The sequence below is a fragment of the Nonlabens tegetincola genome (assembly GCF_002954355.1).
Lineage (GTDB): Bacteria > Bacteroidota > Bacteroidia > Flavobacteriales > Flavobacteriaceae > Nonlabens > Nonlabens tegetincola.
This window is the reverse complement of record NZ_MQVV01000017.1, coordinates 203,122-229,790: the sequence shown is the minus strand read 5'-3', so window position 1 is coordinate 229,790 and position 26,669 is coordinate 203,122. Positions and strand designations below refer to the sequence as shown.

The following is a 26,669-nucleotide window of genomic DNA, read 5'->3' as shown; positions in this document are numbered from 1 at the left end:
TTTAACATTAGTTAAAACCTTGAAATATTGTAGTTTAGAGGTCTGATATTATCAATATGAAAGAATATTTTGATGTGAATAGAGCCACTTGGAATAAGAAGGCTATTGCACATTATGAAGGAGATTTTTATGATAGGGACGCTTTCGCGAAAGCGAAAAATTCATTGAACTCTTATGAAATCAAAGCACTAGGTGATGTAAGAGGGAAATCGTTGCTTCATTTACAATGTCATTTTGGTCAAGATTCACTGAGCTGGGTTCATCTAGGAGCAAATGTGACTGGCATAGATATATCGGACGAGGCTATTGAAATTGCTAAAAATTTAAGTGCAAATTTGAACTTACCAGCTAATTTTATAAGATGTAATGTTCTAGACACGAGTACCTATGTGAATGACACATTTGATATTGTGTTTACTAGTTATGGTGTGATAGGCTGGTTGCCAGATTTACAGCCTTGGGCGCAAATGATCGCACAGCGGCTTAATAAAGGTGGTGTTTTTTATATCGTAGAATTTCATCCCATTGCGTGGATGTTTGACTACACCACAAAACCCGCAATTATGAAATATCATTATAGTCAACAAGACGTAATTTACGAGGAATATCAAGGAACCTATGGCTCTTCAAAATCTGATATGATTTCTAAAGAGTACGGCTGGAATCATTCATTAAGTGAGGTTATACAAGCGCTTATAAATGCAGGGTTGACTATTGATTATTTTAATGAACATGATGGAAGTCCTTATGAAGTCTTTCCCAATATGTATAAAGGTAATGATGAACTGTTTTATTTAAACGAACAACTTTATCCTTTAATTTTTGAGATTAAAGCTGTCAAACCTAATTAAAATTTAATCTCGAGTGTTGCATAGTAATTGCGATTGGGACTAGGTATAATTCCTGGTCCTGGATATCCTGTTGCTCTCCTTGTAAAATATGCCTGATCAAATAGATTATTTATTCCTGTTTCTAGCTTGAAACGCCCTAACTTATAACTAGCTGATACATCCATTACTTGGTAACTAGGGATAGCGCCAATAACACCGCTAAGATTTCCTTCTTGAGCATTTGATGCATCGGTAAATTGTTGTGATAAATGCGTAAACTGAATACTAGAGGTAAAGTTTTTGTAGCCAAATTTTAATCCGGTTTTAAAGTTTAAACTAGGAACAAACTCTAGTTCATTACCTTCAATTCCATTAACATCGCTAGACACATATTCTGACTGAATAAGCGATGTATTGAAGAATAGATTTGCTACGTAAGAATTGTTTTTAATGAAGAGTTCGTTTAGATTAAAATCAATTAATGATTCTATACCATATATGATGGCATTACCTACATTTCCTCTTTCTGTTTTTACACTACCATCATTTTGAGCACGTTGAACAAATCCAATCCTGTCGTTGTAGAAAAGGGTAAAAATATTGGCATCGTATGAAAAAACATTCTTGTAATTCCCTCTTACTCCTAGATCACCAGTAAATCCTTTTTCGTCAGAAATATTGGGATTAATTATAAATGCTGGGTTGACAGTATTTATATCGGCAAAGGTGACAGATCGGTAATTTTGTGATAGATTTCCATAAAACTCGATGTTCTTATTAAGCTTATAACTGGAACCTAATCCTACTAATAAGAAGCTACGTTCGTTAGTTAAGTCTTCACTTACCCGTTCTCTTAATATTACATTTCCTGCAGCATCAGTATTGATTCTTTCAAAAAATCCATCACTTTCTGTTTTAATGTATTCCAATCTAAAACCTGGAGTTACAGACCATTTATCATTAATGTAGAAGATATTTTCACCGAATAAAGACAGGTTTAAATTAGGGTTACTGTAGGCATTTTGATTAGGGTAATTAGGAAAGCGGTCTGTCTGAAATTCAAAATTTGGATCACTGCCTTCACTTCCAGGACCTTGTTGCGAACTATTGTCTGCATTGTAATATTTTGAACCTAATAAAAGGATAGACTTTTTTCCAGCCAATTTGTATTCAGTCAAAAACTTTAGTTCTATCCCATAATTTTTAAAATCGTTTTTTATCAAATCTCTTTCCTCACCAGGATCAATGGAGCTCACTCTATTAGAGCGATAACCTAACGCATCTCTACTGGCATCCAATCCGAAAAGACTAGCACTCAACCTCGTACTATTTGAAAATTTATGATCTACTCTCAAATTCCAAAGTAACCAATCTACTTCAAACCAGTTTCTACTTCGATTACTTTGATACGGATTTTCTTCAAACATGGCATCGGTAAGTCCACCTGCTTGTTGGGCAATATAATTCAATAGGGTTACTTCACCAGTAACACTAGTTTTATCATTAAAGTCATAACCTAATTTTGTAAATAGATTACGAGAATTAAAACCGGAATTTGGTCTAAAACCATCACCTTCTTTATAATTAAAATAGGTGTAATAACTAAGCTTATTCGTAGTACCACCGGCACTTGTGAAATTGGTGTACAAGCCGTTGTTACCTATTGTGTTTCTGGTAACTAGTTCAAGTTTTTTATTCTTAGGAGCAGATTTCATTTTGAAATTAACCAATCCACCAAACTGAGTACCGTATTGTAAGGACGCGGCTCCTCTTATAATTTGAATTTGCTCTAGACCTTCAGCCGGTGGTGCGTAATAACTTTCTGGATATCCTAGAACATCAGCACTTATATCATAACCATTTTGCCTCGTGTTAAAGTTTGATGTTCTATTAGGGTCTAATCCACGACCACCAATGTTTAATTGTAATCCTGCATCATCATTTTGATAAATATTTAATCCAGTTACTTGAGCATATATTTGTCTAGCGTTGTTGGATGCCAGATTAGCGGTTGATTGATTAACTAAAACCACCTCATTTTTTTTACCAGCATATATGGAAGTTCCTTCAACATCTTTAAGACGCTGAAGCTCAAAAATTTTCGCTTTTCGTGCATTGATTTCAACCTCAGTTAGTGTAGATCCTAACGGAGATAGGGTAAAATTTAATGTGCTTTTTTGATTGAGGTCGATCGTTGTCTCAACACTTTCATATTCAAATGCATACAAAACCACTTCAAGAACTTGTTGCTCAGTTGTGAAATTATACTCACCCTTAATATTTGTAGTAGCAAGAGTTTTTCCTGTTTTTTCATAGATAGTAACACCTGCAACAGGTTTACCAGTATCAACAGAAGTGATGATACCAGTTACAGTTGTCTGTGATATAACTGCAAGAGGTAACAACAACGATATGATATAACTATAAGCCTTTAATCTCATCATTAAATGGAATTATCCAGTTTTTGTTTTTAAATGATTCTTTTTCCTTCGTCAAGTCTATTTCTGGATCAATAAACCTAGTGCTTCTCCTACCATTAAGTGCTACATAACTATCTACATAGATAGCAATATTAGAATGGCCTTGTTTGGTAAAATGATCCTCTAAAAAATGAGCGTATTCCAAGATAAAATCAGGTTGAAAACTCATTTGTTTAATTTGGAACGAACTCAAAAAATCAGTGTTATCCACCATAAAACTTTCTCCCGATTTTTTGTCTACGACCTTAAAAGAGGTGTAGCCTACCTTTTCAATCAACATCACACGCCATGAGAATCTAAAACCTTGTTCATGCCAGAATAACTCTCCGGGATATAGTAAATGTCTAAATGGTAGTAGCAGTTGTATAGCTATAACCGTGCTCACAATGATCAAGTTTACTCGTGATGGTTTATAAGATATCGGTTTAGGTTTGATCCAGTGTTTTATTTTTTCAGGTATTATGTTCTTGATTAAAGCGAGTACTTGCTCGTGAAATGATGCATCAAAAAAGATGAGAGCACTCACAATCATTACATAAGGAAACATGCCGATTGGAAATAAAACTCGTGTGAATACATGGAAAATGATAACCAATATATAAGCAAACCACCTTGTTCGTTTATATAGTAGAAGGAATGGAATGGTTAAATCGTATAACATACCAGACCAGCTCATGGCATAATAGAACCAATCCTGCTGCATTAAGTTTTCGCCGATAAACGCAAGATCATATTTAGATTTTAGCCAGATTTTTAATGGCATTGCTCGCAGTAACCAATCAGAATTAATTTTGGCCAGACCAGCATAAAAGTACACTATCGATATCAATACTTTCAAGCTCAATATAGTCCATCGAGGAATGGAGTGTGGTAATGGTTTTTTATTCGCTTTCGAGAAAGCGTAATTATCAATACTAAATCGTCTACCAGCAGGCAAAAAAATAAGTACAAAACTGACTACACTAATAAAATAATAATGATTGAGATAAGTAGTTTTGTCCATAAGTTCTATGTAAGTAAAACTCAGGAAGAACGTGACAATCGCCCATTTGTATTTCCAGCCTAGCGCTACAAAGAGAGCGCTTAAACCACAAATGAAGAAAATGAGATAGGTAATATTACCCAATGGTTTTACCCATTCAAACCCGTAATAGGAAAAATGAAATTTTGGTTCTAGATATAGCTTTTCAATCCAGCCATTACTCCAAAATCGAATAATACTTAAAAACATCATTATACCAAACCCTATCCTAAAAACAGCCAGTGGCGCTGAATTTATAGGTTGTAATAAATAGGATTTAATGTGTTCTTTCATGGGCTGCAAAAGTAAAAGCTGATTTCCTAACTTGTTGAAAGAAAATCAGCTTTTATCACTTGGTAGTTTTACATTTTGTTAATCACCATCGGCATCAACATAATCAACATTAATGTTTAATAACTGTAGCATGTCAACTTTTAGTAATACGACAGCTCGTTGCAATTCATCATAAGTTTGCAACATTGCAGTATTATTGGTGTTCACTTGAGATGAAAGATTAGCGTCAAGAGTACTCAGTTGATTTTGTGCAGTCTCGAACTGATTACTTATCTCTGTAGACAAAGAATTGTTGGCGTCAGTTTCACTAGCCGTAACATAATCAGAAAGGCTTAATCCTGTAGTTGAGCTGTTGTAGTGTTGTCCTGTAAAAAACTGTCTAACAGCATTTAAAGCTGTTGTCGCTAGTTGTTTGCTATATACTTCACTGTATAAACCTTCTACACGATCTGGTAAAGAACTGCTAGAAAAAATTCCTGCTGGAATCCCTATTTTGTTTGCTCTTAATCCTTTTTCATAATAAAAAATGAAATCATTAACCAGTCTATTCAATGCGCTAGTAGCTGTATTTTCTGTACTATTCACAAATGAATCTCTAAAACCGTTATTCCAATCATCAAGAACTTCCTGAGTAAGAGATTTCATTGCTGCCGACAGATCAATTAAGTATTGTTTGTTAAGACTAGCATTACTATCAGTAGAATAAAAGTCTATGATCTCTTGATCATCATTTCCTGTTCCGTATATCATATATTCGACAGCAGGAAAACCAACAGCATCATTGTTATTTACAGCATTTAAATCGGCATTTCCATCTAAAATGTTGTTTTGAATATCTGTTACATTCGTTGGATAAACATTCATTTTAAAAGCTAACTGAACCTCTTCAGCTTTTCCAATGTTATACATCTCAACATACTGCCAGGTTGTATAGGCATTTAACCATGCTGTTCTAGTTGCATTTAAACCAGCAAGATCTGGCGAAGTACTAAAGCTTGCTATTTCATTTTCCAGTGTGGCTAAATCATTGTTTAAATCTGTGAATGCAGGAATGATTAAATTATCAGCAATATTCGTCATCATTCCAGACCTGTCAAAGTTATTTTGATTACCGTTATCACTAGAATCATCACTTGAATCGCATGATATAAAAGCAATCATTGTAATGAATAAAATTCCAATTTTTCTCATATTGTTATAATGGTACTTTTTAAATTTTAATTCTACGTCGGTTGGATAGATGAGTTATTACTAATAATCTAATTAATTGTGTGCATCTTCAACAGTAAAGTCAAATGTTGAAGCAATATCAGCTGCCATAGCGTCAATCTCAGCATCTGTTAGATCCCAAAAACCATTACCGTCTAGCAGTGTGTTAATAAATGCATCCACTTCTGTTTTTGAGAAATATGGTATTTCACTATTAGGTTGTCTAGTAAATTGTAGGCTGTAGATGAAGCCAAATCCTTCTGATAAATCGTGTAGTCCAGCAGCTGGATTTGCACCTCGAGTTTCTTTACCATCAATTAGATAGAAAACAGCCATTCTAGCAATCACTGTAGAAACTTTTTCTCTAATAATGTTAGCTTGTTGATCTCTAAGATCATAATCTCCAGCCACGATGGCAGCTCTACCCAATTTGAATGCGTCATAGATATCTTGAGCAATACCAGTAAAGTCTGCATCTCCTTCTGTTCTTTCCAAATACTTATTTAAAAATGAATCAACATCTAGAACTGGGTTTAACGCATTGTCAACACCATACAAGTATCCAAACGCCTCATCCCACTTATGCTCCATATTGGTGTAGTTCTTATCAGTTACCAATACACCGTTAGTATTGTCTTCGCGGTTTGTTCCAGCATCTAATACAGATGTTGATAGATAATTATTAAGCATTTGATCGGCCATCAAAGCACCTATTAAACCTTTAGCTACTGCTTGATCGTATTCTAGACCATCTTCATTGAAGTATCTAACGGTTCCACCACCAGCTTCCTGTAATTGTCCAGCTACACCAGGGCTAGCCGTTGTGCTTACCCATGAGCCGTTATCGTATAATTTGTTTACCTGGCTTGAAATCCAACCATCAAAATCAGCTCTGATGCTAGATTGATCTACAGAGTTAGAAGAGAAATAGTCAGAACTAGCGGCTACTTTGGAACGCACACTTTTTGTACTGGAATTTAAAGCAGGATCAGAAAAGTTGTTTTGCCCTTGAGTATGGTCAAATTGAGCCTGTAATGTATTTAAAGAAAAAGAAGGGTCTTTCAATCCATCTAGAACTTCCTCGGCCATAAGTATTCTATCAGTTTGACCAGAATATGAAACACTAGTTTGTCCATTTCTTTCAAACGAATAATTACTAGGAGCGCTTACACTTGTGATTGCATCATCATCATTATCACAGCTTATTATCATCGTAGCTGTTGCAGCAGCAAGAAGAAGTTTAGGAAAAAATTTCATTTAATATAATTTAGACTTAATTAAAATAATTGTCTGCAAAAATATTACCCTTATTTAGAATAAATAAAGATAATTTAGTTTTTTTAAGTTTAAGTTTTAAATCTTTAGTATACAGTGTTTTAATTTCAGTGTTTTGCTCTAGTAAAGGCGTTAATTGCATTAATATTTAGAATTTGTAAAGCTCATGCCCGTCAAATTGTTATCTATTTTGATACTTTTGGACGATTCATTTTTCCAAAATACCAGTAACTGTCAAGATTTGTTGTCTAATATAATAGCTTATAAAAGCTAAATACCTTCTACAATATCAAACAACTAAAAGGACCTTCTTTACATATCTAAAGCACAAATTAATTAACTATATTTGCATGCAATTAATTCTAATTGCATGATTTCCCACGATTCAAAATTTTTAGGAGAAGGACTTACTTATGACGATGTTCTTCTTGTTCCGGCATACAGTGAGGTTTTACCTAGAGAGGTAAGTATTAAAACCCAATTTACACGTAACATATCGCTCAATACTCCAGTTGTAAGTGCTGCTATGGATACAGTTACTGAAAGCCGCATGGCTATTGCAATGGCGCAAGAAGGAGGAATCGGAGTATTGCATAAAAACATGACTATAGAAGCGCAGGCTCAAAAAGTACGTCGTGTGAAACGTGCGGAAAGCGGAATGATTATCGATCCTGTTACATTAACTATTGAAGCAACAATAGGCGATGCTAAAGCGAGTATGCGTGAGCATTCAATTGGAGGAATTCCTATTGTTGATGAACAAGGATTTATAAAAGGAATCGTTACAAATCGAGATCTTAGGTTTGAAAAGGATAACGAAAAACCTGTAACTGAGGTAATGACTTCAGAAAATTTAATCACTGCAAAACAAGGTACAAGCCTTGAAGATGCTGAGGAAATTCTACAAGAACACAAAATTGAAAAGCTACTAGTAGTTGATGATGAAAATAAATTGATCGGTCTTATTACTTTTAGAGATATCACAAAACTTACATTAAAACCTAATGCCAATAAGGATGAGTACGGTAGGTTAAGAGTGGCAGCTGCAATAGGTGTTACACATGATGCTGTAGATAGAGCTGCGGCACTAGTAAAAGCAGGAGTTGATGCTGTTGTAATTGATACAGCACATGGGCATACAAAAGGTGTGGTTGAAGTATTAAAAACTGTAAAAAAGCAATTTCCTGATCTAGATGTGGTTGTCGGTAATGTAGCTACTGGTGAGGCTGCTAAATATCTTGCTGATGCTGGTGCCGATGCAGTCAAAGTTGGTATAGGGCCAGGTTCTATTTGTACCACTCGTGTGGTAGCAGGTGTAGGTTTTCCTCAACTTAGTGCAGTGATGGAAGTAGCTCATGCATTAAAAGGAACAGGAGTTCCAGTTATTGCCGACGGTGGAATACGCTATACAGGAGATATTCCAAAAGCTATCGCAGCAGGAGCAGACTGTGTAATGCTGGGTTCATTACTAGCAGGAACGACAGAGTCTCCTGGTGAAACCATTATTTACGATGGACGTAAATTTAAATCTTATCGTGGAATGGGATCGGTTGAAGCTATGCAACACGGTTCCAAGGATCGATATTTCCAAGATGTAGAGGACGATATTAAAAAATTAGTTCCTGAAGGAATAGTAGGAAGAGTTCCTTTTAAAGGAGATCTAGTTGAAAGCATGACTCAATTTATAGGAGGCTTGCGAGCTGGAATGGGTTATTGTGGTGCAGGAGATATCCATGCTCTTAAATCCAGTGGGAAGTTCGTTAAAATTACTGCCGCCGGTGTTCACGAAAGTCATCCTCATGATGTGACTATTACTAAAGAAGCTCCTAATTATAGTCGTAAGTAATATGAAAATTATTTGCATAGGGAGAAATTATACGGAACACATCGCCGAGCTCGAAAATGAAAAGCCTAAAGAGCCTGTAGTGTTTCTTAAGCCAGATACTTCAATCTTATTACACAAACAACCTTTCTTTATACCAGAATGGACAAACGACGTACACCATGAGGTAGAGGTTGTTGTAAAAATCAATCGAATAGGTAAGTATATAGAACCTCAATTTGCTCATAAATATTATGACGAAGTGGGACTGGGAATTGATTTTACAGCACGTGACGTACAATCCAATTGCAAGAAAAAGGGACTACCATGGGAAAAGGCTAAAGCATTTGATGGAGCTGCTGTGGTATCACGCGATTTTATAAACAAGGAAAATCTAGGAGATCTCGATAATCTAAAATTTCAGTTATATAAAAATGAGCAACTGCAGCAAGATGGAGATACGTCTCACATGCTATGGAAAATAGATGAGCTCATAGCTTATGTATCTCAGTTTTTCACTCTTAAAATAGGCGATTTGATTTTTACTGGAACTCCAGCAGGAGTTTCTAGAGTTCAAGAGAACGACGTACTTACAGGAACATTAGCAGGTCAAGAAATGTTCCGCATTAAAGTAAAATAATATGCTGGCAACGCTCATCACAGTTGGAGATGAAATCTTAATAGGTCAAATAGTAGATACTAATTCTGCTTGGATGGCACAAGAACTTAATAAAATTGGAGTTCAAGTCAATGAGATAATAACTACTAGTGACGATAAGGATTCTATGATATCCGCTTTCGCGAAAGCGGAATCACAATCAGATATCGTACTCATTACTGGTGGTTTGGGTCCTACTAAAGATGATGTGACCAAGCTTACACTGGCTGAGTATTTTGATGACACTCTAGTCAAAAATGAAGAAGTGCTGGAGCATGTCAAGTATTTGTTTGAGCACTATGTCAAAAAGCCGATGGAGGCTTTAAACGAGAATCAAGCACTAGTACCATCAAAAGCAAAACTGCTTAAAAATAGTTACGGGACCGCTCCTGGTATGTGGTTAGAAAGGAATAATACTATATTTATTTCAATGCCTGGAGTTCCTTTTGAAATGAAGCACTTGATGAGTGAGCATGTGTTACCTGAAATTAAAAAAATAGGTAACCTACCATTTATTTATCATCGTACTATAATTACTGCTGGAGTAGGAGAGAGCACCATTGCTACTAAAATTGCAGATTGGGAAAATGCTTTACCTATAGATATTAAACTGGCTTATTTACCATCACTAGGTACTGTAAGGTTAAGGTTGTCATGTGTAGGAGCGCAAGAAGAAGAAGTTAAACAACGAGTTGATTCACAGGTAGAGCGATTATACGAGCTTATAGGAGATATTGTAGTAGGTGAAGGGAATGATGATTCACTGGCAGTTCAAGTAACCGAATTATTTAAAAAGTCAGGAAAATCATTGTCCACTGCCGAAAGTTGTACCGGTGGTAAAATTGCTAATCTATTGACTGAAATTCCTGGAGCGAGCCAAATATTCAAAGGTAGTACTGTAACATACGCTACTCAGTCCAAGGTTGATGTGTTAGGTGTAGATGCATCTATTATAGAAAAACATTCTGTTGTAAGTGCTCCTGTTGCACAAGCTATGGCAGCTGCAGCTCAGAGGATTTTCAAAAGTGATTATGCAATTGCTACTACAGGAAATGCTGGTCCATCCAAAGGAGATAGTGATGCGCAAGTAGGAACAGTGTTTATAGGAATCGCTACACCAACTAATACCTATGCAATGGAATTTTTTATGGGAAATCATAGAGAACGAGTTGTGCAAAAGTCTGTAAATAAAGCTTTTGAGATGTTGCAGCAGGAAATATTAAAAAGCTTGTAAATTATACTTGTGGGATTGAATAAATATTCGTTATTTTGCAGTCCGATTTTAAACACAGATAATCATGTCACGAGTTTGTGAACTTACTGGTAAGAAGGCGATGGTAGGAAACAATGTTTCTCACGCTATGAATAAGACTAAGCGCAAGTTTAACGTTAATCTTTTCAAGAAGAAATTTTATCTACCAGAGGAAGATAAGTGGATTACTTTAAAAGTTTCTGCTAAGGCAATTAAGAATATCAATAAAAAAGGAATTACTCAAGTAGTGAAAGAAGCTCGTGCTGCGGGAATCTTAACTAAGTAATTCATAAAGATTAGATAAGATGGCAAAGAAAGGTAATAGAATACAAGTAATTCTAGAGTGTACTGAGCACAAGGCTACTGGGCAACCTGGAACTTCTCGTTACATCACTACAAAGAATAAAAAGAATACGCCAGATCGTTTAGAGCTTAAAAAGTTCAACCCGATCTTAAAGCGCATGACTGTTCATAAAGAAATTAAATAAGTAAGACATGGCAAAGAAATCAGTAGCGACTCTTCAAACTGGGTCAAAAAGATTAACTAAGGCGATCAAAATGGTTAAATCGCCTAAGACAGGTGCCTATACTTTTGTAAGTGCTATCATGGCACCAGAACAAGTAAACGATTTCTTAAATAAGAAATAAGTTGGTTAGTTAAGATGATGAAGCCCGTATAATGCTAATTATACGGGCTTTTTATGTTTTCTTTTATTAAATGGAGATTGTTGTATTTATTTTCAAGCTTACTAAGTAAATTGAATAATCTTTCTTGTCCAAGAATAGTATCCACGTTAGTTTAACGAGTCTCGATCTTTCTTCTTTTCATTAAAGGATTTTTTAAAGTCCCTTCTTTTTCTAGAATTTCTATTTGCTTGCTGTTTACGATTCCAGCCTAAAAAAATGAAGAAAGCAACTACTACTGCTATTATGTAGATCCAGTCTTTCGTATTTGAGAAAAAATCTTCCATTTTTTATTTAGGATTTCTAATGTCGCTTTCAATTAATCCGTCTCTTAAACGTATCACTCGGTGCGCGTGTTCTGCAATATCTTCCTCATGAGTTACTAGAATAACTGTGTTGCCATTAGCATGAATTTCATCAAATAAAGCCATAATTTCAACACTAGTTTTTGAATCTAGATTACCTGTAGGTTCATCGGCTAGAATGATGGAAGGTTTATTTACAAGAGCACGGGCAACTGCTACTCTTTGTCTTTGTCCACCGGATAACTGATTGGGTTTGTGATCCATTCTATCTTCAAGACCTACACTTTTAAGCACTTCGCTAGCTCGTGCGTGTCTATCTTTTTTAGATTTTCCTGCATACACCATAGGAAGAGCTACGTTGTCAAGAGCTGTGGTACGTGGCAGTAGATTAAAGGTTTGAAAAACGAATCCTATCTCACTATTTCGTATGTCTGCTAGTTGATTGTCATTAAGGCTAGAAACAGCGGTACCATTTAAAAGGTACTCTCCAGATGTAGGCGTATCTAAACAACCTAACAAATTCATGAAAGTAGATTTTCCACTACCTGATGGTCCCATAAGGGCGACATAATCACCTTTTTTGATATCTAAATTTATTCCCTTAAGGACGTGAACGGTTTCTTGACCTAGTTTAAAATCACGTATTATATTTTTTACCTCAATGACATTTTCACTCATATGTATTTTTCTTACTGCTAAATATAGGACGTATATAGGAAAATGTTGTTACAAAAATATATGAAAAGATTGCTGTCGCTGTTCTGGTCTTGTCCAGATAAAACCCCACTTGAAAGTGTCAATACTTGCTGTTACTCTAGGATGTTTTTGTAGGGTTTTCCAAGCAGAATTCATATCTTTTGACCAATTGATATCATCTAATATAAAAATAGTTTGATCATGACTGTGTTTTAATAGCTCGTTAAAGTAAGTTACGGTAGCTGTACCATCATGATGACCATCTAAAAAGATAAGGTCGTAATTAGGTTTACACTGATTGCTGTGTAGAAATTCTAAAAATTGATTGTTATGAACCTTAACGTTAAGGTGATTTTTAAGTCGTTCACTCGCAAATTGTGATACTTCTTTTGATCCTTCTACTGTATCTATTAAGGCTTTAGGTTGTGCTGTAGAAAGGGCGTGAGATCCTAGACCCAAGGAAGTACCTAGTTCCAGTGCATTTTCAATCTTAAAGTAACGAGCAATTCTAAAAAGAATTTTTGTCTTTTTTATTGTGCTGCAGTTGTGTCTTAAGATTTCATCCGTTTTCCTAATATTATTCTTAAAAATCCTACTTCCTGCACCGAAATCTTCAACTTTTAAAATTTGTTTGTCGTTTTTTACGCTTTCGCGAAAGCGTAAAAGCTCATCGTAATCCTGGTATCGTTTTTTGTCATACAAACATTGATGCTGAAAATCGAAAATAAAAGGAGAATGAATCCCGTGTAAATGAACGGATTTAAGCAAATGAGGAATGTAGTTAAGAAACACCATTTAACTACATCGAACTAATTTCCTCACTTAACTCAAGCCATTCCATCTCTATTTCCTCGAGTTCTTCTTTGATTTTTTCCAACTCAATAGAGTTTGCAGTCATGGATTCTGGAGTGATTTCTGGATCCAAGAAACTGTTTTGTAAACGTTGTTTTTGTTCTTCTAATTTCTTGATCTTGTTTTCTAATCGTGATAGTTGTTTTTGTTGTTCTCGACTAGGTCCTTTTGAATTTTCTGTACTTGATCCAGTTGAGGTCTCTTTTATAAGAGCAGGTTCACTTTCTTTCTTCTCTTTGTCTAATTCTATATCTGTTGAACCAACATAAGTGCGGAAGTCGCTGTAGTTACCAGGGAAATCTGTTATCGTTCCTGATGGATTGAAAACAAACAGGTGATCAACAATTTTATCCATAAAATATCGATCATGGCTAACTACAAGAATACATCCTGGGTAGTCCATTAGAAAATTTTCTAGAACATTCAAGGTAGGTATGTCCAGATCATTTGTAGGTTCATCAAGGATTAGAAAGTTAGGGTTTTGAATAAGAATGGTACACAAATACAATCTTTTACGTTCACCGCCAGAAAGTTTTTCTACAAAATCGTGCTTTTTCTTGTTGTCAAACAAGAATCTTTCAAGTAGTTGACTGGCACTTATTACCTTTCCTTTATTCAAGGGAATATACTCGCCATATTCTTTAATCACATCAATAACCTTTTGTCCTGGCTTGATGTTGATACCAGCTTGTGTGTAGTATCCTATTTTTACAGTTTCACCAATAACCACTTTGCCAGAATCAGTAGGAAGATTTCCAGTAAGCATGTTTAAAAAGGTGGATTTTCCTGTTCCGTTTTTTCCAATGATACCTACTCTTTCACCACGCTTGAAGTTGTAAGAGAATTCGTTAAAAATACGCTTATCACCAAAGGATTTTGATATTTTATGTAGCTCGACAACCTTGGTGCCTAATCGCTGCATGTTTATCTCTAACTCAACATTGTGATCCTTACGTCTTTTATGAGCTACTTCTTTTATCTTGTAGAAATCGTCAATTCTGCTTTTGGATTTGGTGGTTCTAGCTTTGGGCTGTCTGCGCATCCAATTGAGTTCTTTTTTAAATAACTGCTGAGCTTTTTCTTGAGTAGTTTGTTCTAGATCTAAACGTTCTTGTTTTTTTTCAACATAATACCCGTAGTTTCCTTTATAAGTGTACAAATTCCCTTGATCCAGTTCTATAATTTCATTGCACACTCTATCTAAAAAATACCTATCATGAGTTACCATTAAAAGAGTGTAATCTTCTTGTTTAAAAAACTCTTCTAACCATTCTATCATTTCAAGGTCTAGATGGTTAGTAGGTTCATCAAGTATAAGAAGTTGTGGATCTGATAATAAAGCTATGGCCATTGCAACTCGTTTTTTTTGGCCACCGCTCAATTTTTTAATCTTTTGATCTAGGTCATTGAGTTTTAGTTTAGCTAAGATCTGCGTGTATTTGGTTTCAAAATCCCAGGCGTTTGCGGCATCCATTGCATCCATGCACTTCTGAAGATTCTCTGTATCTTCTGGATTTTGAAGGGCTTTCTCGTATTCGTTGGTAATACGAATAGTAGGAATATCGCTTTCTAATATAGCTTGTTCAATAGTGATTTCTCCAGATAAATTAGGTTCTTGTGATAGAAATGCTGTTTTAAGGCCATTTCTATAATTTACTTGACCTTTATCGGGTTGTTCTTGTCTAGCAATAATGTTAAGTAAAGATGTTTTACCTAGACCATTTTTGGCAACAAACCCTATTTTTTGTCCTTGATTAATCCCTAGTGAAATGTTTTCAAACAATACACGTTCTCCATAGGCTCTCGAAACATTTTCAACAGTGATGTAATTCATAGGTGTTTATTTGTTGCAAATATAATCTGTATGACACTGCTATTTTTTAATAACTCTTTTATTGGGCAGTAAAAAGAAGGTTTAAAATATCAACAAAAATGAGTAACTAAAAAAGTGAGTATGAAAGACTAAGGACTTAGATCAAGGTAAAGCGTGAAGTATCTTCGTTAAAAGGTTTGTCAGTTTTTAATAAGGAGTATATTTGTAAAAATAGTGTTAAATCCCAGCTATGCACAGTAAAAGCCTATTATTGCTAGTTTTTGTAGTGATTGCAACTGCCTCTTGCGTGCCTATTTCAAAAATTACCTATCTTCAGGAGTCAGGAACTATTAAAAATGATTCTTTAATTGAAGTTAGGCGTGTACAATCTCCTTATCGACTTCAAATTAACGATGTTTTATCAATACAAATAAAGTCTGATAAAGATGTGGATACAGAACTTATAAGTTCGTTTACTATTTCAAATAATAATAGTGCAAACAATAATCAAAGTAATATTGCCCAACAACCTGGTTCATTGTATTTCAATGGTTATACGGTTGATATTCATGGTGATATACGTATTCCAGAGCTGGGTAAAATTAAAGCAATAGGAATGACGGTGGAAGAATTGCAAGATTACATTACTAAAGAATTAACAGAGAAATACTTTAAACCTGAGGCTAAAATATTTGTAACGGTAAAACTGGATGGGCTACGATACACTATGGTTGGAGAAGTTACAAGTCCTGGTCAAAAACGAATTTTCAGAGAACAAATAAGTATTGTAGAGGCAATAGCTGATGGTGGTGGAGTGCCTATTACAGGCGATTTAACAGATGTCAAAATCGTAAGACAATACCCAGAAGGAGTTCGCACTCATACAGTAGATTTAACAAGGTTAGATGTTGTGAATTCACCTTATTACTTTTTAAGACCTAATGATATGATTGTTGTAAATCCATTGCCTCAAAAATCAATAGGGACTGGAACAACCGGACTGTCAACTTTTACCACTATATTGAGTGTTTTTACGGCCACAGTAGGAACTGTTTTATTAATCAATAGTTTAAGCAACTAATATGTCTGAAGAAGCTAAAGATTTAGATGGCTTGTCTGGGATTTTCGACATTAGCCAATTTTTAAATAAGTTGATTAAATTGTGGTGGTTTTTCCTACTATGTTTGATAATAGGATTATCCTATGCTTATTATAAAAATCAATTTATTCAAACTTATTATAGTGCTTCTTCGTTAATAAGTATAAAGGATAATACCAATCCGTTATTTACAAGTAATCAAAGTCTCACATTTAATTGGGGTGGAACGACAGACAAGGTAACCACTGTCATTACAAAATTTAAATCGAGAACACATGCCGAGCGTGTCGTAGATGAATTACAATTTTACATTAACTATATCAAAGAAGGCGAGTATTTCAATATTGACGCTTACAAAGCGACACCTTTCTTTATTTATGCTGATACTGCTAGAGCACAGATTTACGGCAAAAACGTTCGTATTAAAGTGCTAGATCAGGATAGTTTTGAATTAAGCGCTTCCTTTTCAGCAGAAACTTCTTTGGCCTATGATTATGCCAATAAAGTGCATGAACAGGTGAAAACGCCTGTTGGAGAATGGTCACAACAATTCAAATTTGGTGATAGTATTCAACTACCTTTTCTTAATGTAGTCATTGAAAAGACAAGTGAAAACATACAAACTGGGCAATGGTTATTTAACTTCGGTAATTATTGGGCAACTGTAAATAATTACAAGGGCATCCGTATTATGCAGAAGCCAGAAGGCAGTTCTATTCTTGAATTATCTCTATCTGGAACTAATAAAGCCAGGCTCATTGATTATATAAATACAAGTTCTATTGTACTTGAAACAGAAGAATTAGAGCTTAAAAACAAATTTGCTACAGCCACGATACAATACATTGATAGCAGTTTAGTAGCTCAAATTAAGTCGGTTAAAGCAGCCGAGGACGACCTAGAAGACTTTAAAGGAAAAACCACATTATTAGATGCTCAAGAACAATCTACAGATCTTAATCTAAGATTAACCGATTATGAAAAGCAGGAAACAGGTATCAAAAGACAGCTAGATTATTATGAAAATTTAGAAAATTACTTAAAAAATAAAAGTGACTATACTTTAATTCAAGCCCCATCAATTGTTGGAATTGAAGAATCCAGTATTGGTGGCGCCGTTGCAAGATTGGTTAGCTTGTCAGAAGAACGGAAAAAAAGAGAATTTTCAATGCGTGCGGACGCACCGGTTTTTCAGCAAATTGATAGGGACATTAATACGGTGAAAGAAGTAATTTTTGAAAACATCAGAAGCTCCAAGTCTTTGTTAAATAGAGATTTGAATGATTTATATTCAAAAATCAATCGAATTGAATCAGAAATTAAAAAATTGCCTAAAGAACAGCAAGCATTTTTACGCAAACAAAGACAATTAGAAATTGAGCAAGATGCTTTCAATATTTTTAAAGCAAAAAAAGCAGAAGCAGAACTGGTAAAAGCAGCCAATGTAAGTGATGTATTTGTCATAGACAAAGCAAGAGACACAGGAGGTGGTGGATCCAGACGTGACGGTAATATCAATTACCTAATTGCCTTGCTTATAGCAGTAGCATTACCCGTTGGGTTAGCTTTTTTTCTTACTTTACTGGATAACTATTTACATGTACCAAAGGATTTGGAACGCATGTCGAATGTGCCGTTAATTGGGGTTATCGGTAAAATGAATCACCCAAGTAATCTTGTTGTAAATGATCAGCCTAAATCCACAATTGCAGAAGCCTTTAGAGGAATACGATCTAGTCTACATTTTATGTACAAAGGAGAAGCGTCTCATGGATGTAGAACAATCATGGTCACAAGTAGTGTAAGTGGTGAAGGAAAAACTTTTATGAGTATAAATCTTGCTACGGTTTATGCTATGAGTGGTAAGCGTACCTTGCTTATTGGTCTAGATTTAAGAAAGCCCAAAATTTTTGATGATTTCGGAATAGAGAATACAGTAGGTGTCTCTAATTACTTGGTTAATGATGCCAGCTTGGAACAAGTAATTCATAATACTCGAGTTGATAATCTAGATTTAATACTATCGGGTCCTGTACCACCTAATCCTAGTGAACTTATTTTGAGTGAGCGCGCAGGAAACCTGATTGAAGAGCTTAAAAAATCTTATGATTATATAGTTTTGGATACACCACCTTTAGGTTTGGTAGCTGATGCTTTGGAGATCGCTAAACATGCTGATGCTTCTTTGTATATGGTACGTCAAGGATACACAAAAAAGGGAATGATAGAAGTTATAAACGATAAGTACTCCAAAAATGAAATAGAAAATGTGAGTTTTGTTTTTAATTACTACGATGATCGAGGTAAGTACGGTTATGGATATGGTTACGGATATGGATATGGTTACGGATATGGAGCTTACGGTAATGGATATCACGTAAACAAAATCAAAAAACCATGGTATAAAAAAATACTGGATTATACGCTTTCGCGAAAGCGTAAATAAAAAAGAGCAACAGTGAAATCGGACAATTGGTTATACGAAATAAAGCCTAAAGGAAAATTTATTGATCTAAATTTAAAAGAGATATGGCGATACCGTGATTTATTGATTCTTTTTGTTAAACGGGATATTGTTACAGTATATAAACAAACAGTTTTAGGACCACTTTGGTTTTTAATACAACCATTATTTACAGGAGTTATTTTCACGTTGGTATTTAATAAACTAGGAGGAATAAATACTTATGGTGTGCCCAGCTTTTTGTTTAATTTATCGGGTATTACACTATGGAGTTATTTTAAAGAATCATTATCTACTACAAGCAAGACATTCCTTACCAATAGTAGTTTGTTTGGCAAAGTATATTTTCCTAGAGTTATTGCTCCTGCTAGTAAAGTCCTATCTGGATTGCTTAAATACGTAATTCAGCTAGGTATCTTTTTTGTGTTTTACTTATTCTTTTTATGGAATGGAGAAGATTTACAGTTGGGACCTTATTGGTACCTATTACCAATTCCAGTTTTTAGTGTTGCTATGCTGGGTCTTGGAGTAGGCATGATTTTAAGTAGCTTGACTACCAAATATAGAGATTTAAGTATTTTAATAGATTTTGGTATTCAATTATTAATGTATATCAGTGCTGTTATGTATTCTTTGCAGTTTGCCAGTGAAGAATTAGGAGAGTATGCTTGGGTGGTAACCTACAATCCGCTAGCCCAACTTATTGAGCTATACCGTAATATGTTACTCGATGTAGGGCAGGATAGTTTGTGGCAACTATTAATTGCGGTTGTTGTAAGCATCGCTACCCTTTTTGTAGGTCTAGTGATATTTAATCGTACAGAAAAAACTTTTATTGATACCGTTTAAATTATGAGTGAGGTTATATTAAAAGTAGAAAATATTAATAAACAATACCGTCTAGGAACAGTAGGTACTGGAACCCTAAGTCATGATTTAAATAGGTTTTGGCATAAAATACGAGGTAAAGAAGATCCTTATCTAAAGGTAGGTACGGTTAATGATCGCAGTAAAAAAGCATCAAGTGATTATGTTTGGGCATTGCGTGACATCAACTTTGAAGTAAAACGAGGTGAAATTTTAGGAATTATAGGCAAAAATGGGGCTGGTAAATCTACCTTACTTAAAATTTTGTCACGTGTCACTGCACCTACTACTGGTAGTATTAAAACAAAAGGTCGAATAGCCAGTTTACTAGAAGTAGGTACTGGAATGCATCCAGAACTCACCGGAAGGGAAAATATTTATTTAAATGGAGCTATTCTAGGAATGACTAAAGCCGAAATAGCTAGTAAACTAGAAGAGATCGTAGATTTTTCAGGCTGTGAAATGTATATAGATACACCGGTAAAAAGATATAGCAGCGGTATGCGAGTACGATTGGGATTTGCGGTTGCTGCATTTTTAGAGCCGGATATTCTTGTGGTTGACGAGGTGCTTGCGGTAGGCGATGCAGAGTTTCAAAAGAAAGCCATAGGAAAGATGAAAGATATTTCTAACACTACTGGTAGAACAGTGCTGTTCGTAAGTCATAATATGGGAGCTATAAGAGACTTATGTACTCGTGCAATAGTAATTGAAAATGGGATTTTACGTTTTGATGGAAGTACAAATGACTCTGTTTCTCATTACTTGTCATCCAACTCCCATTCAGAAGAGGATTTGGCTTCAAGAACGGATCGTTTGGGTAATCAGGCTATCAAACTAAAAAAAGTACGTATAGTAGATACGAATGAACGTTCAATTGAAGCAATAGGTCCATTTGATCCATTCAGTATAGTATTTGAGTACGAACGAGATACAAGCATTGAAATCAAAAAACTTCTAATAAGTATACAAATAATTGATGCCAATCAAAATATCATTGCAGCATTTCCAAGCGATGAATATTGTTATGATTTCAACACAAATTCTAATAGCTTTAGATTAAACATTGAAATGATGAATTTTAGATCCTCAAGCTATACCATTAACTTTTTGAGTTTTGACACTACCACTGAAACACTTAATTATATAGACAGAATTGACAATGTTTTTACATTTACTGTATTAAATACTAAGATGCATACAGAAGGTAGATTGGCCAGGCCGGGTAGTGGTGTTTTGTTAAAAGCCAAATTTAGTGATTAATATGAATATATTCCTTCTTGGAAATATCCAAACAAATTTTATTTACAATTGGTATGAAGTTATCTTTAGTCATGTAAATAATATTTCAGTTTTGCATGCACGCTCTCAAAAAATAGGATCAAAGCAAGCACCGAATTTTATTGAACAAATTGAGATTAAAAAAAAATCAAAGCTTTATGTTTTAATGATATTTTTGTTTAATATCAATTTTATTAAAATTGTTTTTTTAACCTATAAATATCAAAACAAGAGACAGTCTCTTTTTAAAACTATAAGCAAAATATTACGTTATTATCGTAATAATCAATTTTTGAAGAAAGATGTAGATTGTTACCATTTACATTTTGCTACGCTGGAGAATCTCGTGGCGACATTAGGTATCTCTCCAAAAAAATTATTAATATCCTTTTGGGGATCTGACTTACTTCGTACGGAACATCTAGGTTATGATAAGGTTGTGGCTATACTTCTCAAAAGAGCAAAATATATTACGATTCAAAATGATGATTTAAAAAAGATCATCATATCACGATTCGGCAATCAATTATCAGAAAAAATTATAGTTATAAAATTTCCATTTAAGACTTGTCACATAGAGAAATTTAAATCATTAAGTTTTAAAAATTTGCAACGAAAGGAAGGTTTTAATATACTGGTGGGACATAACGGGCATAAAGAGAACAATCACATTAAAATCTTACATCAATTAGAAAACTTGGCTTCAAGTAAAATTAATGTTCACCTATTGTTGACTTATGGGTTGAATAATGATTATTTAAATCAAATATTAAAATTCAAGGAAACATCTAAATTAAAAATATTCTTACAATTGGATTTCTTAGAGGATAAAGATTTAATTGACTATCGCTCTAAAATGGATTTAATGATTTATGCTCCAATAAGTGATGCAATGTCTGGAACAGTTACAGAGTCGTTGTATGCTAATATTCCGGTTTTAGCAGGTAATTGGTTGCCTTACTCAATTTACCGTAATAAAAATTTTCCAATATCGTTTTTCAATAAATTTTCTGAAATACCAGGTATAATTAATTCAAACGTTTTGAAACCTTCTCACGATGTATTACAATTACATAAAGAATTAGATAGAATATTTGGGACAACAAACATTTCAAGCGAATGGAGAGGTTTGTATGGGAAATTTAGAAATACATCTTTTAATTGATGAAAAAAATTCTTGCGGTACTTGTTAATTATGGACAAGAACAGTTAAAGTATCTAGAAGAGGTGGTAAAGGAACTTTCCTCTTTTACAAAGTATGAGGTATCTATCATCGTCCAATCCAATATTCAATTATCTATAAAAAATGTAGATAAAGTAAATGTTGTTGAGTTAAATGATTACCAATTGCTACCATTGACTTGTCGTAAAGAAATTTGGGACCGTCGAAATGATTTCGATATTTTTATATACGGTGAAAATGATCATTTATTTAAAGAGCATCATGTAGATAAGCATCTTGAATATTTACAAATTCTACCCCAAAATAGAATATCGGGCCTTATTCAATACGAAGAAGATAAGTCTAATAATTACTATTACCCTGGTTATCATCTTGATTTTGAATGGGACTATAATTCTGTTGAAGTATACCAAAATAAGGTATTTGCACACTTTACTAATCTACATCAAGCGAGTTTTATTATCACAAAAACACAATTAATTGAAATTGGTGAAAAAATTAACTTTAATCATTTAGTAATAAAAGAACCGTCTTTATTTTTTAAAGTCGAGAAAAAGTTTAAAAAGTGGTTAGGCTTAAAACCTTTAAATGATCAAAACTATAGTGTTAAGTGTAAAGTTAATACGGATTTATATGAATTTGCGGGTAAGAAAAAATTAATCTGTATTTCAGAGTTCGAAGATAATCTAATACATCATTTACCAAATTTGTACATAGAAGGAGAAAAAGGAAGAAACAAGTTAAGATCAGATGATAAAAGGATGCAATTAGCCTTAAGTAAGCTTATGAGTAAAGTAAAATAAATGGAACTTTCTTTAGTTATATTGTCCTTTACTACGGATGTAAATTCCAGCGCTATTTTAGCTAATGTGATTAATAGCTTTCAAAACCATACTAAAGTTAGTTATGAAATCATCGTAATTGAAAGTGGAGAGTTAGAAAAAGCTAAAGTTATAGTGCCAGAGGAAGTTATCTTAAAACAATATATAGGAGATTCTTTTAATTTTCATAGAGCTCTTAATCAAGGTTTACAAATGGCAAGTGGGAAAAGAATATGCTTTACAAATAATGATGTTGTATTCTATAGTAATTGGTATTCCACATTAAGCAAAGTGATGGTTGATTATCATTTGCAGTTGGCATCTCCTGTAGATCCTACTGATGATAAGTTATGGATGTACGATAAGAAAGGAGTAGATTGTATAATAGGGTATGAAATACAAAAGCATTTTAAAGGTTGGTGCTTTGTAGCAGAAAAAAGTGTTTTTAAGAATATCGAAAGTTTTGACGAAGATTTTGATTTTTATTGGGCTGATAATGATTTTATTCTTGAAGTTTTAAGAGCCAATTTAAGACATGGTGTTGCATTAAATTCTAGAGTCAAACATCTTGATAAAATCAAAGAACTTGAGCTAAAAAAAATAGATCTTTTGCAATCCAAGCTAGGATCTCTTTATAATCAAATACCTGATTATATTTTAAAAAGAAATGAGTTTTGGAAAATACAAAATAAACGAATGGTAAGGGGTTTAATCAGCTATCATAAAAAATGGGGTAATCCAAGAGTCTTAAATAAAAGAATTAAATTGGCATCTCATTTACAAAAAATTAATTTGGGCTTTCTCAATCGTATCGTATTATATCGAAAATATGTCAGAAAATAATAAGATTTTAATTACAGGAGTAGCTGGAAATGTAGGTAGTGCTTTAGCCAATTATTTACTTGCTAATAAATATGAGGTAGTAGGTGTGGATAATTTTTCTACTGGAGCTATCTCAAAATTACCTGTTCATGATAATTTTACTTTTGTAAAACTTGATGTAAATGATATTCAGGCATTATCTCAAGTCATGTTGTCTAGACAATTTGAATATGTTTTTCATTATGCTGCAGTAGTAGGAGTACAGCGCACTTTAGATAATCCGATAAACGTCTTAAATGATATTCAAGGAATTAAGAATATTCTGGAATTATCAAAAAACACAGGAGTAAAAAAAGTGGCCTTTTCCTCAAGCAGTGAGGTATATGGAGAACCTGTAAGTTTACCGCAAATTGAAAATATAACGCCTTTAAACTCTAAATTACCTTACGCAGTGGTCAAAAATGTTGGTGAGGCTTATTTTAAGTCTTATCATCAAGAATACGGTTTGGATTATGTGATTTTTAGATTCTTCAACACTTATGGTCCAAATCAAAGTGAGGATTTTGTAATTCCTAAATTATTGAGACAAGCACTACACGGTAAAGATATTACAATATATGGTGATGGTTGCCAAAGTAGGACATTCTGTTATATAGATGATAATATAGAAGCTAGTTGTGCTATTTTTTTAACGATGAGTTTTCAAATGATGTTTATAATATAGGTAGTGATAAAGTCTATTCGGTGAAGGAATTAGCAGAATTATTAGTTAAGGTAACGGGTAGTGATTCTAAGCTCATTCATTTACCGGCACTTGAAGAAGGTGATATGACCAGAAGGCAACCAGATATCTCAAAAATGAAAGCAATTCTAAATCGTGAGTTAGTTCCTCTGGAAGAAGGGATACAAAAATTGATTAATTTCTACAGTAGTAAAAGCGAATGAGGAAAGGTGTAAATCCTGTAAAAGGTGGAAAGCCAGTGGTTAAGGAACCTTGTGATCATAGAGTTCTTATTCCTTTGTTCATTCCTCACGAAGAAGACTATTTTAAGGATGCTTATCGCATTTTTATACTTTGTTTAGAGTCTATCTTAAAAACCGCAAACTCAAAAGTAAAAGTATCTATAATTAGTAATAAATGTTGTGACGCCGTTAACCAACGTTTATTAAAATTGTACAAAGACAAGCAAATCGATGAACTGATTATCGAACGTGAAGGTATAGGTAAAATTAATAGTTTACTAAAAGCTCTTCGCACGGTAGAAGAAAGATTAATTACTATTACAGATGCGGATGTACTCTTTCTTCAAAATTGGGAAAAGAAGGTTGTAAAAGTATTTGAAGAATTTCCTAAAGCTGGAGCAGTTTGTCCAGTTCCTGTATTCAGAAAGCAATTTGATCTCACCTATAATATTTGGAGAAAATATTTTTTTCAAATAAACTTAAGTTTTCTAAAGTTAAAGATCTGCCAGCTCTTGAAAAATTTGCTACAAGCATAGGTTGGACGCATTTACCAGAGGAATTTGGAGATACTATTGCGACTCTAGAATCAACTTCAGGTCATAAGGCAGTAGTAGGTTGTTCCCATTTCGTAGCTACTTACAAGCGTGAGGTTTTTAAAGAATTACCAATCAATAATTCACCTTATCTAATTGATGGAGATAGCGAGCTTTTATATTTGGATTTACCAGTTGTCAAAAAAGGCGGATATAGATTATCAACATATTCGAATAATGCGTTTCATTTGGGTAATGTACATGAATCATGGATGGAAAAAGAATTCGAAAAACTCATTGAAAAAGGTAATAAATTTATAGACTATTCATACTTAAGTAATATATCAACTTCAACATTTTCTTATTATTTGGATAACGTTATTTTTAAAAAAATATTTAAGAAAAAAAGTATTTTAAAATGGGTGCTAAAGCGCAAGGGTTTAAATAACTCTCAGTTATTTAATTATCTTGATAGGAAATATTAAAATAATATTTGATGAAGATAGTTTTAAAAAAATTGTTTTATGGTTTACACCTAAAAAACCTCAATACTTATCTCATGATAATTTTTGGGTTCAGGATGTCGGTTTTTCTAAAATTGAAGATCGTTTTTCTTTCTTTCTAAATATTTGTGATCAAAAAAATGTAATTCATTTTGGTTGTACAGATTGGCCCATTTTTGAACCATCTTACAATCTGCATATAAAATTATCAAAAGTTGCAAATAAATTACATGGTTTTGATGTAGATATCGATGGTATTGAAAACTTGAAAAAGTACGTAAACCAACCTTATTTCAGCAAAATCGGAGAGGTAAAAGAGAGCTATGATGTTTGCCTGATTCCTGAAACTATAGAACATGTAGATAATGTAGCAGAATTTTTAAAAAACATATCCAAAGTTCAAGCAAGTACTTTTTATATTACAGCACCTAATTGCTTTGCACAAACTCACATGCAACGTAACCACTATTTAGAAACATCAATAAAGGAAGTAGTACATCCAGATCATAATTGCTGGTACAGTCCTTATACTCTTAAAAACGTAATAGAGAAATATTCTACCCTTCAAGTTGAAGAAGTTTTTCTATTAAACAAAGATACTATGGTGTGTTGCAAAGCAGTTCAGAAAGAGGTAAGATGAGCTCATTAAAAAAAAGAATAAAATTTTTGTTCGGTTATTTCTTATTTCTGTGTTTTAAAACGAAAAAGATTCCAAAAATTGTAAATTCCGATATAATCTTTTTTTTACCTTATTATCATTTAGGTGGAGCTGAACAGGTTCACCTTGATATTATTAAAGCTATATCCAATAAAAAGGTAACTGTAATATTTACCCATTTATCTGCAACCAATCATTTTAAAGAACAGTTTTCTAGTCACGCTCATATAATAGAATTAAATTCCATCATTAATAAAAAAGTTTTTTCTCAATAAAAAACTATT

28 protein-coding genes are annotated in these 26,669 nt (G+C 33.7%); 20 read left to right on the top strand and 8 right to left on the bottom strand.

Annotated elements, in window-relative coordinates; translation table 11 throughout:
* Positions 1-56: 56 nt before the first annotated feature.
* Positions 57-851 (top strand): class I SAM-dependent methyltransferase, encoded by a 795-nt coding sequence (locus tag BST93_RS12670; protein ID WP_105019451.1) that lies wholly within the window; start codon positions 57-59, stop codon positions 849-851.
* On the opposite strand, the gene BST93_RS12665 is transcribed toward BST93_RS12670, so the two are convergent.
* The 4 genes from BST93_RS12665 to BST93_RS12650 all read right to left on the bottom strand — a co-directional run bounded on the left by BST93_RS12665 (position 848) and on the right by BST93_RS12650 (position 7,091).
* A complete protein-coding gene (locus BST93_RS12665; RefSeq protein ID WP_308736876.1) occupies positions 848-3,274 on the bottom strand; it encodes a TonB-dependent receptor domain-containing protein in 2,427 nt (808 codons plus the stop codon). The genes BST93_RS12670 and BST93_RS12665 overlap by 4 nt on opposite strands.
* Positions 3,252-4,625 carry an HTTM domain-containing protein gene (locus tag BST93_RS12660; protein ID WP_105019450.1) on the bottom strand — a complete coding sequence of 458 codons (1,374 nt, stop codon included), beginning with the start codon at positions 4,623-4,625 and terminating at the stop codon, positions 3,252-3,254. Before BST93_RS12660 ends, BST93_RS12665 begins: the two co-directional genes overlap by 23 nt.
* Positions 4,626-4,703: 78 nt before the next feature.
* Entirely contained in the window at positions 4,704-5,816 is a 1,113-nt protein-coding gene (locus BST93_RS12655; protein WP_105019449.1) for an imelysin family protein, read from the bottom strand.
* A 72-nt stretch (positions 5,817-5,888) separates the two neighbouring features.
* Positions 5,889-7,091 (bottom strand): DUF4856 domain-containing protein, encoded by a 1,203-nt coding sequence (locus tag BST93_RS12650; protein ID WP_105019448.1) that lies wholly within the window; start codon positions 7,089-7,091, stop codon positions 5,889-5,891.
* Between the two features lie 388 nt (positions 7,092-7,479).
* Here BST93_RS12650 and guaB point away from each other — a divergent pair, with 388 nt between their 5' ends.
* From guaB to BST93_RS12620, 6 genes are all read left to right on the top strand, one after another.
* On the top strand, positions 7,480-8,955 hold the full coding sequence (guaB, locus tag BST93_RS12645) for an IMP dehydrogenase (RefSeq protein WP_085775087.1): 1,476 nt from the start codon (positions 7,480-7,482) through the stop codon (positions 8,953-8,955).
* A 1-nt stretch (position 8,956) separates the two neighbouring features.
* Positions 8,957-9,571: a fumarylacetoacetate hydrolase family protein gene (locus BST93_RS12640; protein ID WP_105019447.1), complete on the top strand. Its 615-nt coding sequence runs from the start codon at positions 8,957-8,959 to the stop codon at positions 9,569-9,571.
* Between the two features lies 1 nt (position 9,572).
* A complete protein-coding gene (locus BST93_RS12635) occupies positions 9,573-10,823 on the top strand; it encodes a competence/damage-inducible protein A (protein WP_105019446.1) in 1,251 nt (416 codons plus the stop codon).
* Between the two features lie 64 nt (positions 10,824-10,887).
* Positions 10,888-11,127, top strand: coding sequence for a 50S ribosomal protein L28 (gene rpmB, locus BST93_RS12630; RefSeq protein WP_042277739.1), 240 nt, complete (start codon positions 10,888-10,890; stop codon positions 11,125-11,127).
* 19 nt (positions 11,128-11,146) lie between these two features.
* Positions 11,147-11,329 carry a 50S ribosomal protein L33 gene (gene rpmG / locus BST93_RS12625; protein ID WP_042277742.1) on the top strand — a complete coding sequence of 61 codons (183 nt, stop codon included), beginning with the start codon at positions 11,147-11,149 and terminating at the stop codon, positions 11,327-11,329.
* Positions 11,330-11,336: 7 nt separating this feature from the next.
* Positions 11,337-11,489 (top strand): DUF4295 domain-containing protein, encoded by a 153-nt coding sequence (locus tag BST93_RS12620; RefSeq protein ID WP_082586952.1) that lies wholly within the window; start codon positions 11,337-11,339, stop codon positions 11,487-11,489.
* 146 nt (positions 11,490-11,635) lie between these two features.
* Here BST93_RS12620 and BST93_RS14220 read toward each other — a convergent pair whose 3' ends face one another.
* From BST93_RS14220 to BST93_RS12605, 4 genes are all read right to left on the bottom strand, one after another.
* Complete coding sequence (locus BST93_RS14220; protein WP_157539265.1) at positions 11,636-11,812, bottom strand: hypothetical protein; 177 nt, start codon at positions 11,810-11,812, stop codon at positions 11,636-11,638.
* A gap of 3 nt (positions 11,813-11,815) precedes the next feature.
* Complete coding sequence (locus tag BST93_RS12615) at positions 11,816-12,508, bottom strand: ABC transporter ATP-binding protein (RefSeq protein ID WP_042277744.1); 693 nt, start codon at positions 12,506-12,508, stop codon at positions 11,816-11,818.
* A 48-nt stretch (positions 12,509-12,556) separates the two neighbouring features.
* Positions 12,557-13,228 carry an O-methyltransferase gene (locus BST93_RS12610; RefSeq protein ID WP_219843757.1) on the bottom strand — a complete coding sequence of 224 codons (672 nt, stop codon included), beginning with the start codon at positions 13,226-13,228 and terminating at the stop codon, positions 12,557-12,559.
* A 97-nt stretch (positions 13,229-13,325) separates the two neighbouring features.
* Complete coding sequence (locus BST93_RS12605) at positions 13,326-15,212, bottom strand: ABC-F family ATP-binding cassette domain-containing protein (RefSeq protein ID WP_105019444.1); 1,887 nt, start codon at positions 15,210-15,212, stop codon at positions 13,326-13,328.
* A 229-nt stretch (positions 15,213-15,441) separates the two neighbouring features.
* Between BST93_RS12605 and BST93_RS12600 the strand changes: the two genes are divergently transcribed.
* Genes BST93_RS12600 through BST93_RS12545 form a run of 13 tightly spaced genes read left to right on the top strand, consistent with a single transcriptional unit; the run spans position 15,442 to position 26,660 of the window.
* The gene (locus BST93_RS12600; protein ID WP_105019443.1) at positions 15,442-16,272 is read left to right on the top strand and encodes a polysaccharide biosynthesis/export family protein; all 831 of its coding nucleotides are present in this window, start codon (positions 15,442-15,444) and stop codon (positions 16,270-16,272) included.
* A gap of 1 nt (position 16,273) precedes the next feature.
* Entirely contained in the window at positions 16,274-18,736 is a 2,463-nt protein-coding gene (locus tag BST93_RS12595) for a polysaccharide biosynthesis tyrosine autokinase (protein ID WP_105019442.1), read from the top strand.
* A gap of 12 nt (positions 18,737-18,748) precedes the next feature.
* The gene (locus BST93_RS12590; protein ID WP_105019441.1) at positions 18,749-19,603 is read left to right on the top strand and encodes an ABC transporter permease; all 855 of its coding nucleotides are present in this window, start codon (positions 18,749-18,751) and stop codon (positions 19,601-19,603) included.
* Between the two features lie 3 nt (positions 19,604-19,606).
* Positions 19,607-20,884 carry an ABC transporter ATP-binding protein gene (locus tag BST93_RS12585; RefSeq protein WP_105019440.1) on the top strand — a complete coding sequence of 426 codons (1,278 nt, stop codon included), beginning with the start codon at positions 19,607-19,609 and terminating at the stop codon, positions 20,882-20,884.
* Between the two features lies 1 nt (position 20,885).
* The gene (locus tag BST93_RS12580; RefSeq protein WP_105019439.1) at positions 20,886-22,067 is read left to right on the top strand and encodes a glycosyltransferase family protein; all 1,182 of its coding nucleotides are present in this window, start codon (positions 20,886-20,888) and stop codon (positions 22,065-22,067) included.
* Positions 22,067-22,888 carry a hypothetical protein gene (locus BST93_RS12575; RefSeq protein ID WP_105019438.1) on the top strand — a complete coding sequence of 274 codons (822 nt, stop codon included), beginning with the start codon at positions 22,067-22,069 and terminating at the stop codon, positions 22,886-22,888. The genes BST93_RS12580 and BST93_RS12575 overlap by 1 nt, the downstream gene beginning before the upstream one ends.
* On the top strand, positions 22,889-23,749 hold the full coding sequence (locus tag BST93_RS12570; RefSeq protein ID WP_105019437.1) for a glycosyltransferase: 861 nt from the start codon (positions 22,889-22,891) through the stop codon (positions 23,747-23,749).
* Positions 23,736-24,452, top strand: a complete 717-nt coding sequence (locus BST93_RS12565) for an NAD-dependent epimerase/dehydratase family protein (protein WP_258150545.1) — start codon at positions 23,736-23,738, stop codon at positions 24,450-24,452. The genes BST93_RS12570 and BST93_RS12565 overlap by 14 nt, the downstream gene beginning before the upstream one ends.
* 20 nt (positions 24,453-24,472) lie before the next feature.
* On the top strand, positions 24,473-24,673 hold the full coding sequence (locus BST93_RS14565; protein ID WP_258150544.1) for a hypothetical protein: 201 nt from the start codon (positions 24,473-24,475) through the stop codon (positions 24,671-24,673).
* Positions 24,670-25,227, top strand: a complete 558-nt coding sequence (locus BST93_RS12560) for a glycosyltransferase (protein ID WP_105019436.1) — start codon at positions 24,670-24,672, stop codon at positions 25,225-25,227. Before BST93_RS14565 ends, BST93_RS12560 begins: the two co-directional genes overlap by 4 nt.
* Complete coding sequence (locus tag BST93_RS12555; RefSeq protein WP_105019435.1) at positions 25,143-25,709, top strand: hypothetical protein; 567 nt, start codon at positions 25,143-25,145, stop codon at positions 25,707-25,709. The genes BST93_RS12560 and BST93_RS12555 overlap by 85 nt, the downstream gene beginning before the upstream one ends.
* A complete protein-coding gene (locus BST93_RS12550) occupies positions 25,693-26,367 on the top strand; it encodes a class I SAM-dependent methyltransferase (RefSeq protein WP_105019434.1) in 675 nt (224 codons plus the stop codon). The genes BST93_RS12555 and BST93_RS12550 overlap by 17 nt, the downstream gene beginning before the upstream one ends.
* A complete protein-coding gene (locus tag BST93_RS12545) occupies positions 26,364-26,660 on the top strand; it encodes a hypothetical protein (protein WP_105019433.1) in 297 nt (98 codons plus the stop codon). Before BST93_RS12550 ends, BST93_RS12545 begins: the two co-directional genes overlap by 4 nt.
* The last annotated feature ends 9 nt before the right edge of the window (positions 26,661-26,669 follow it).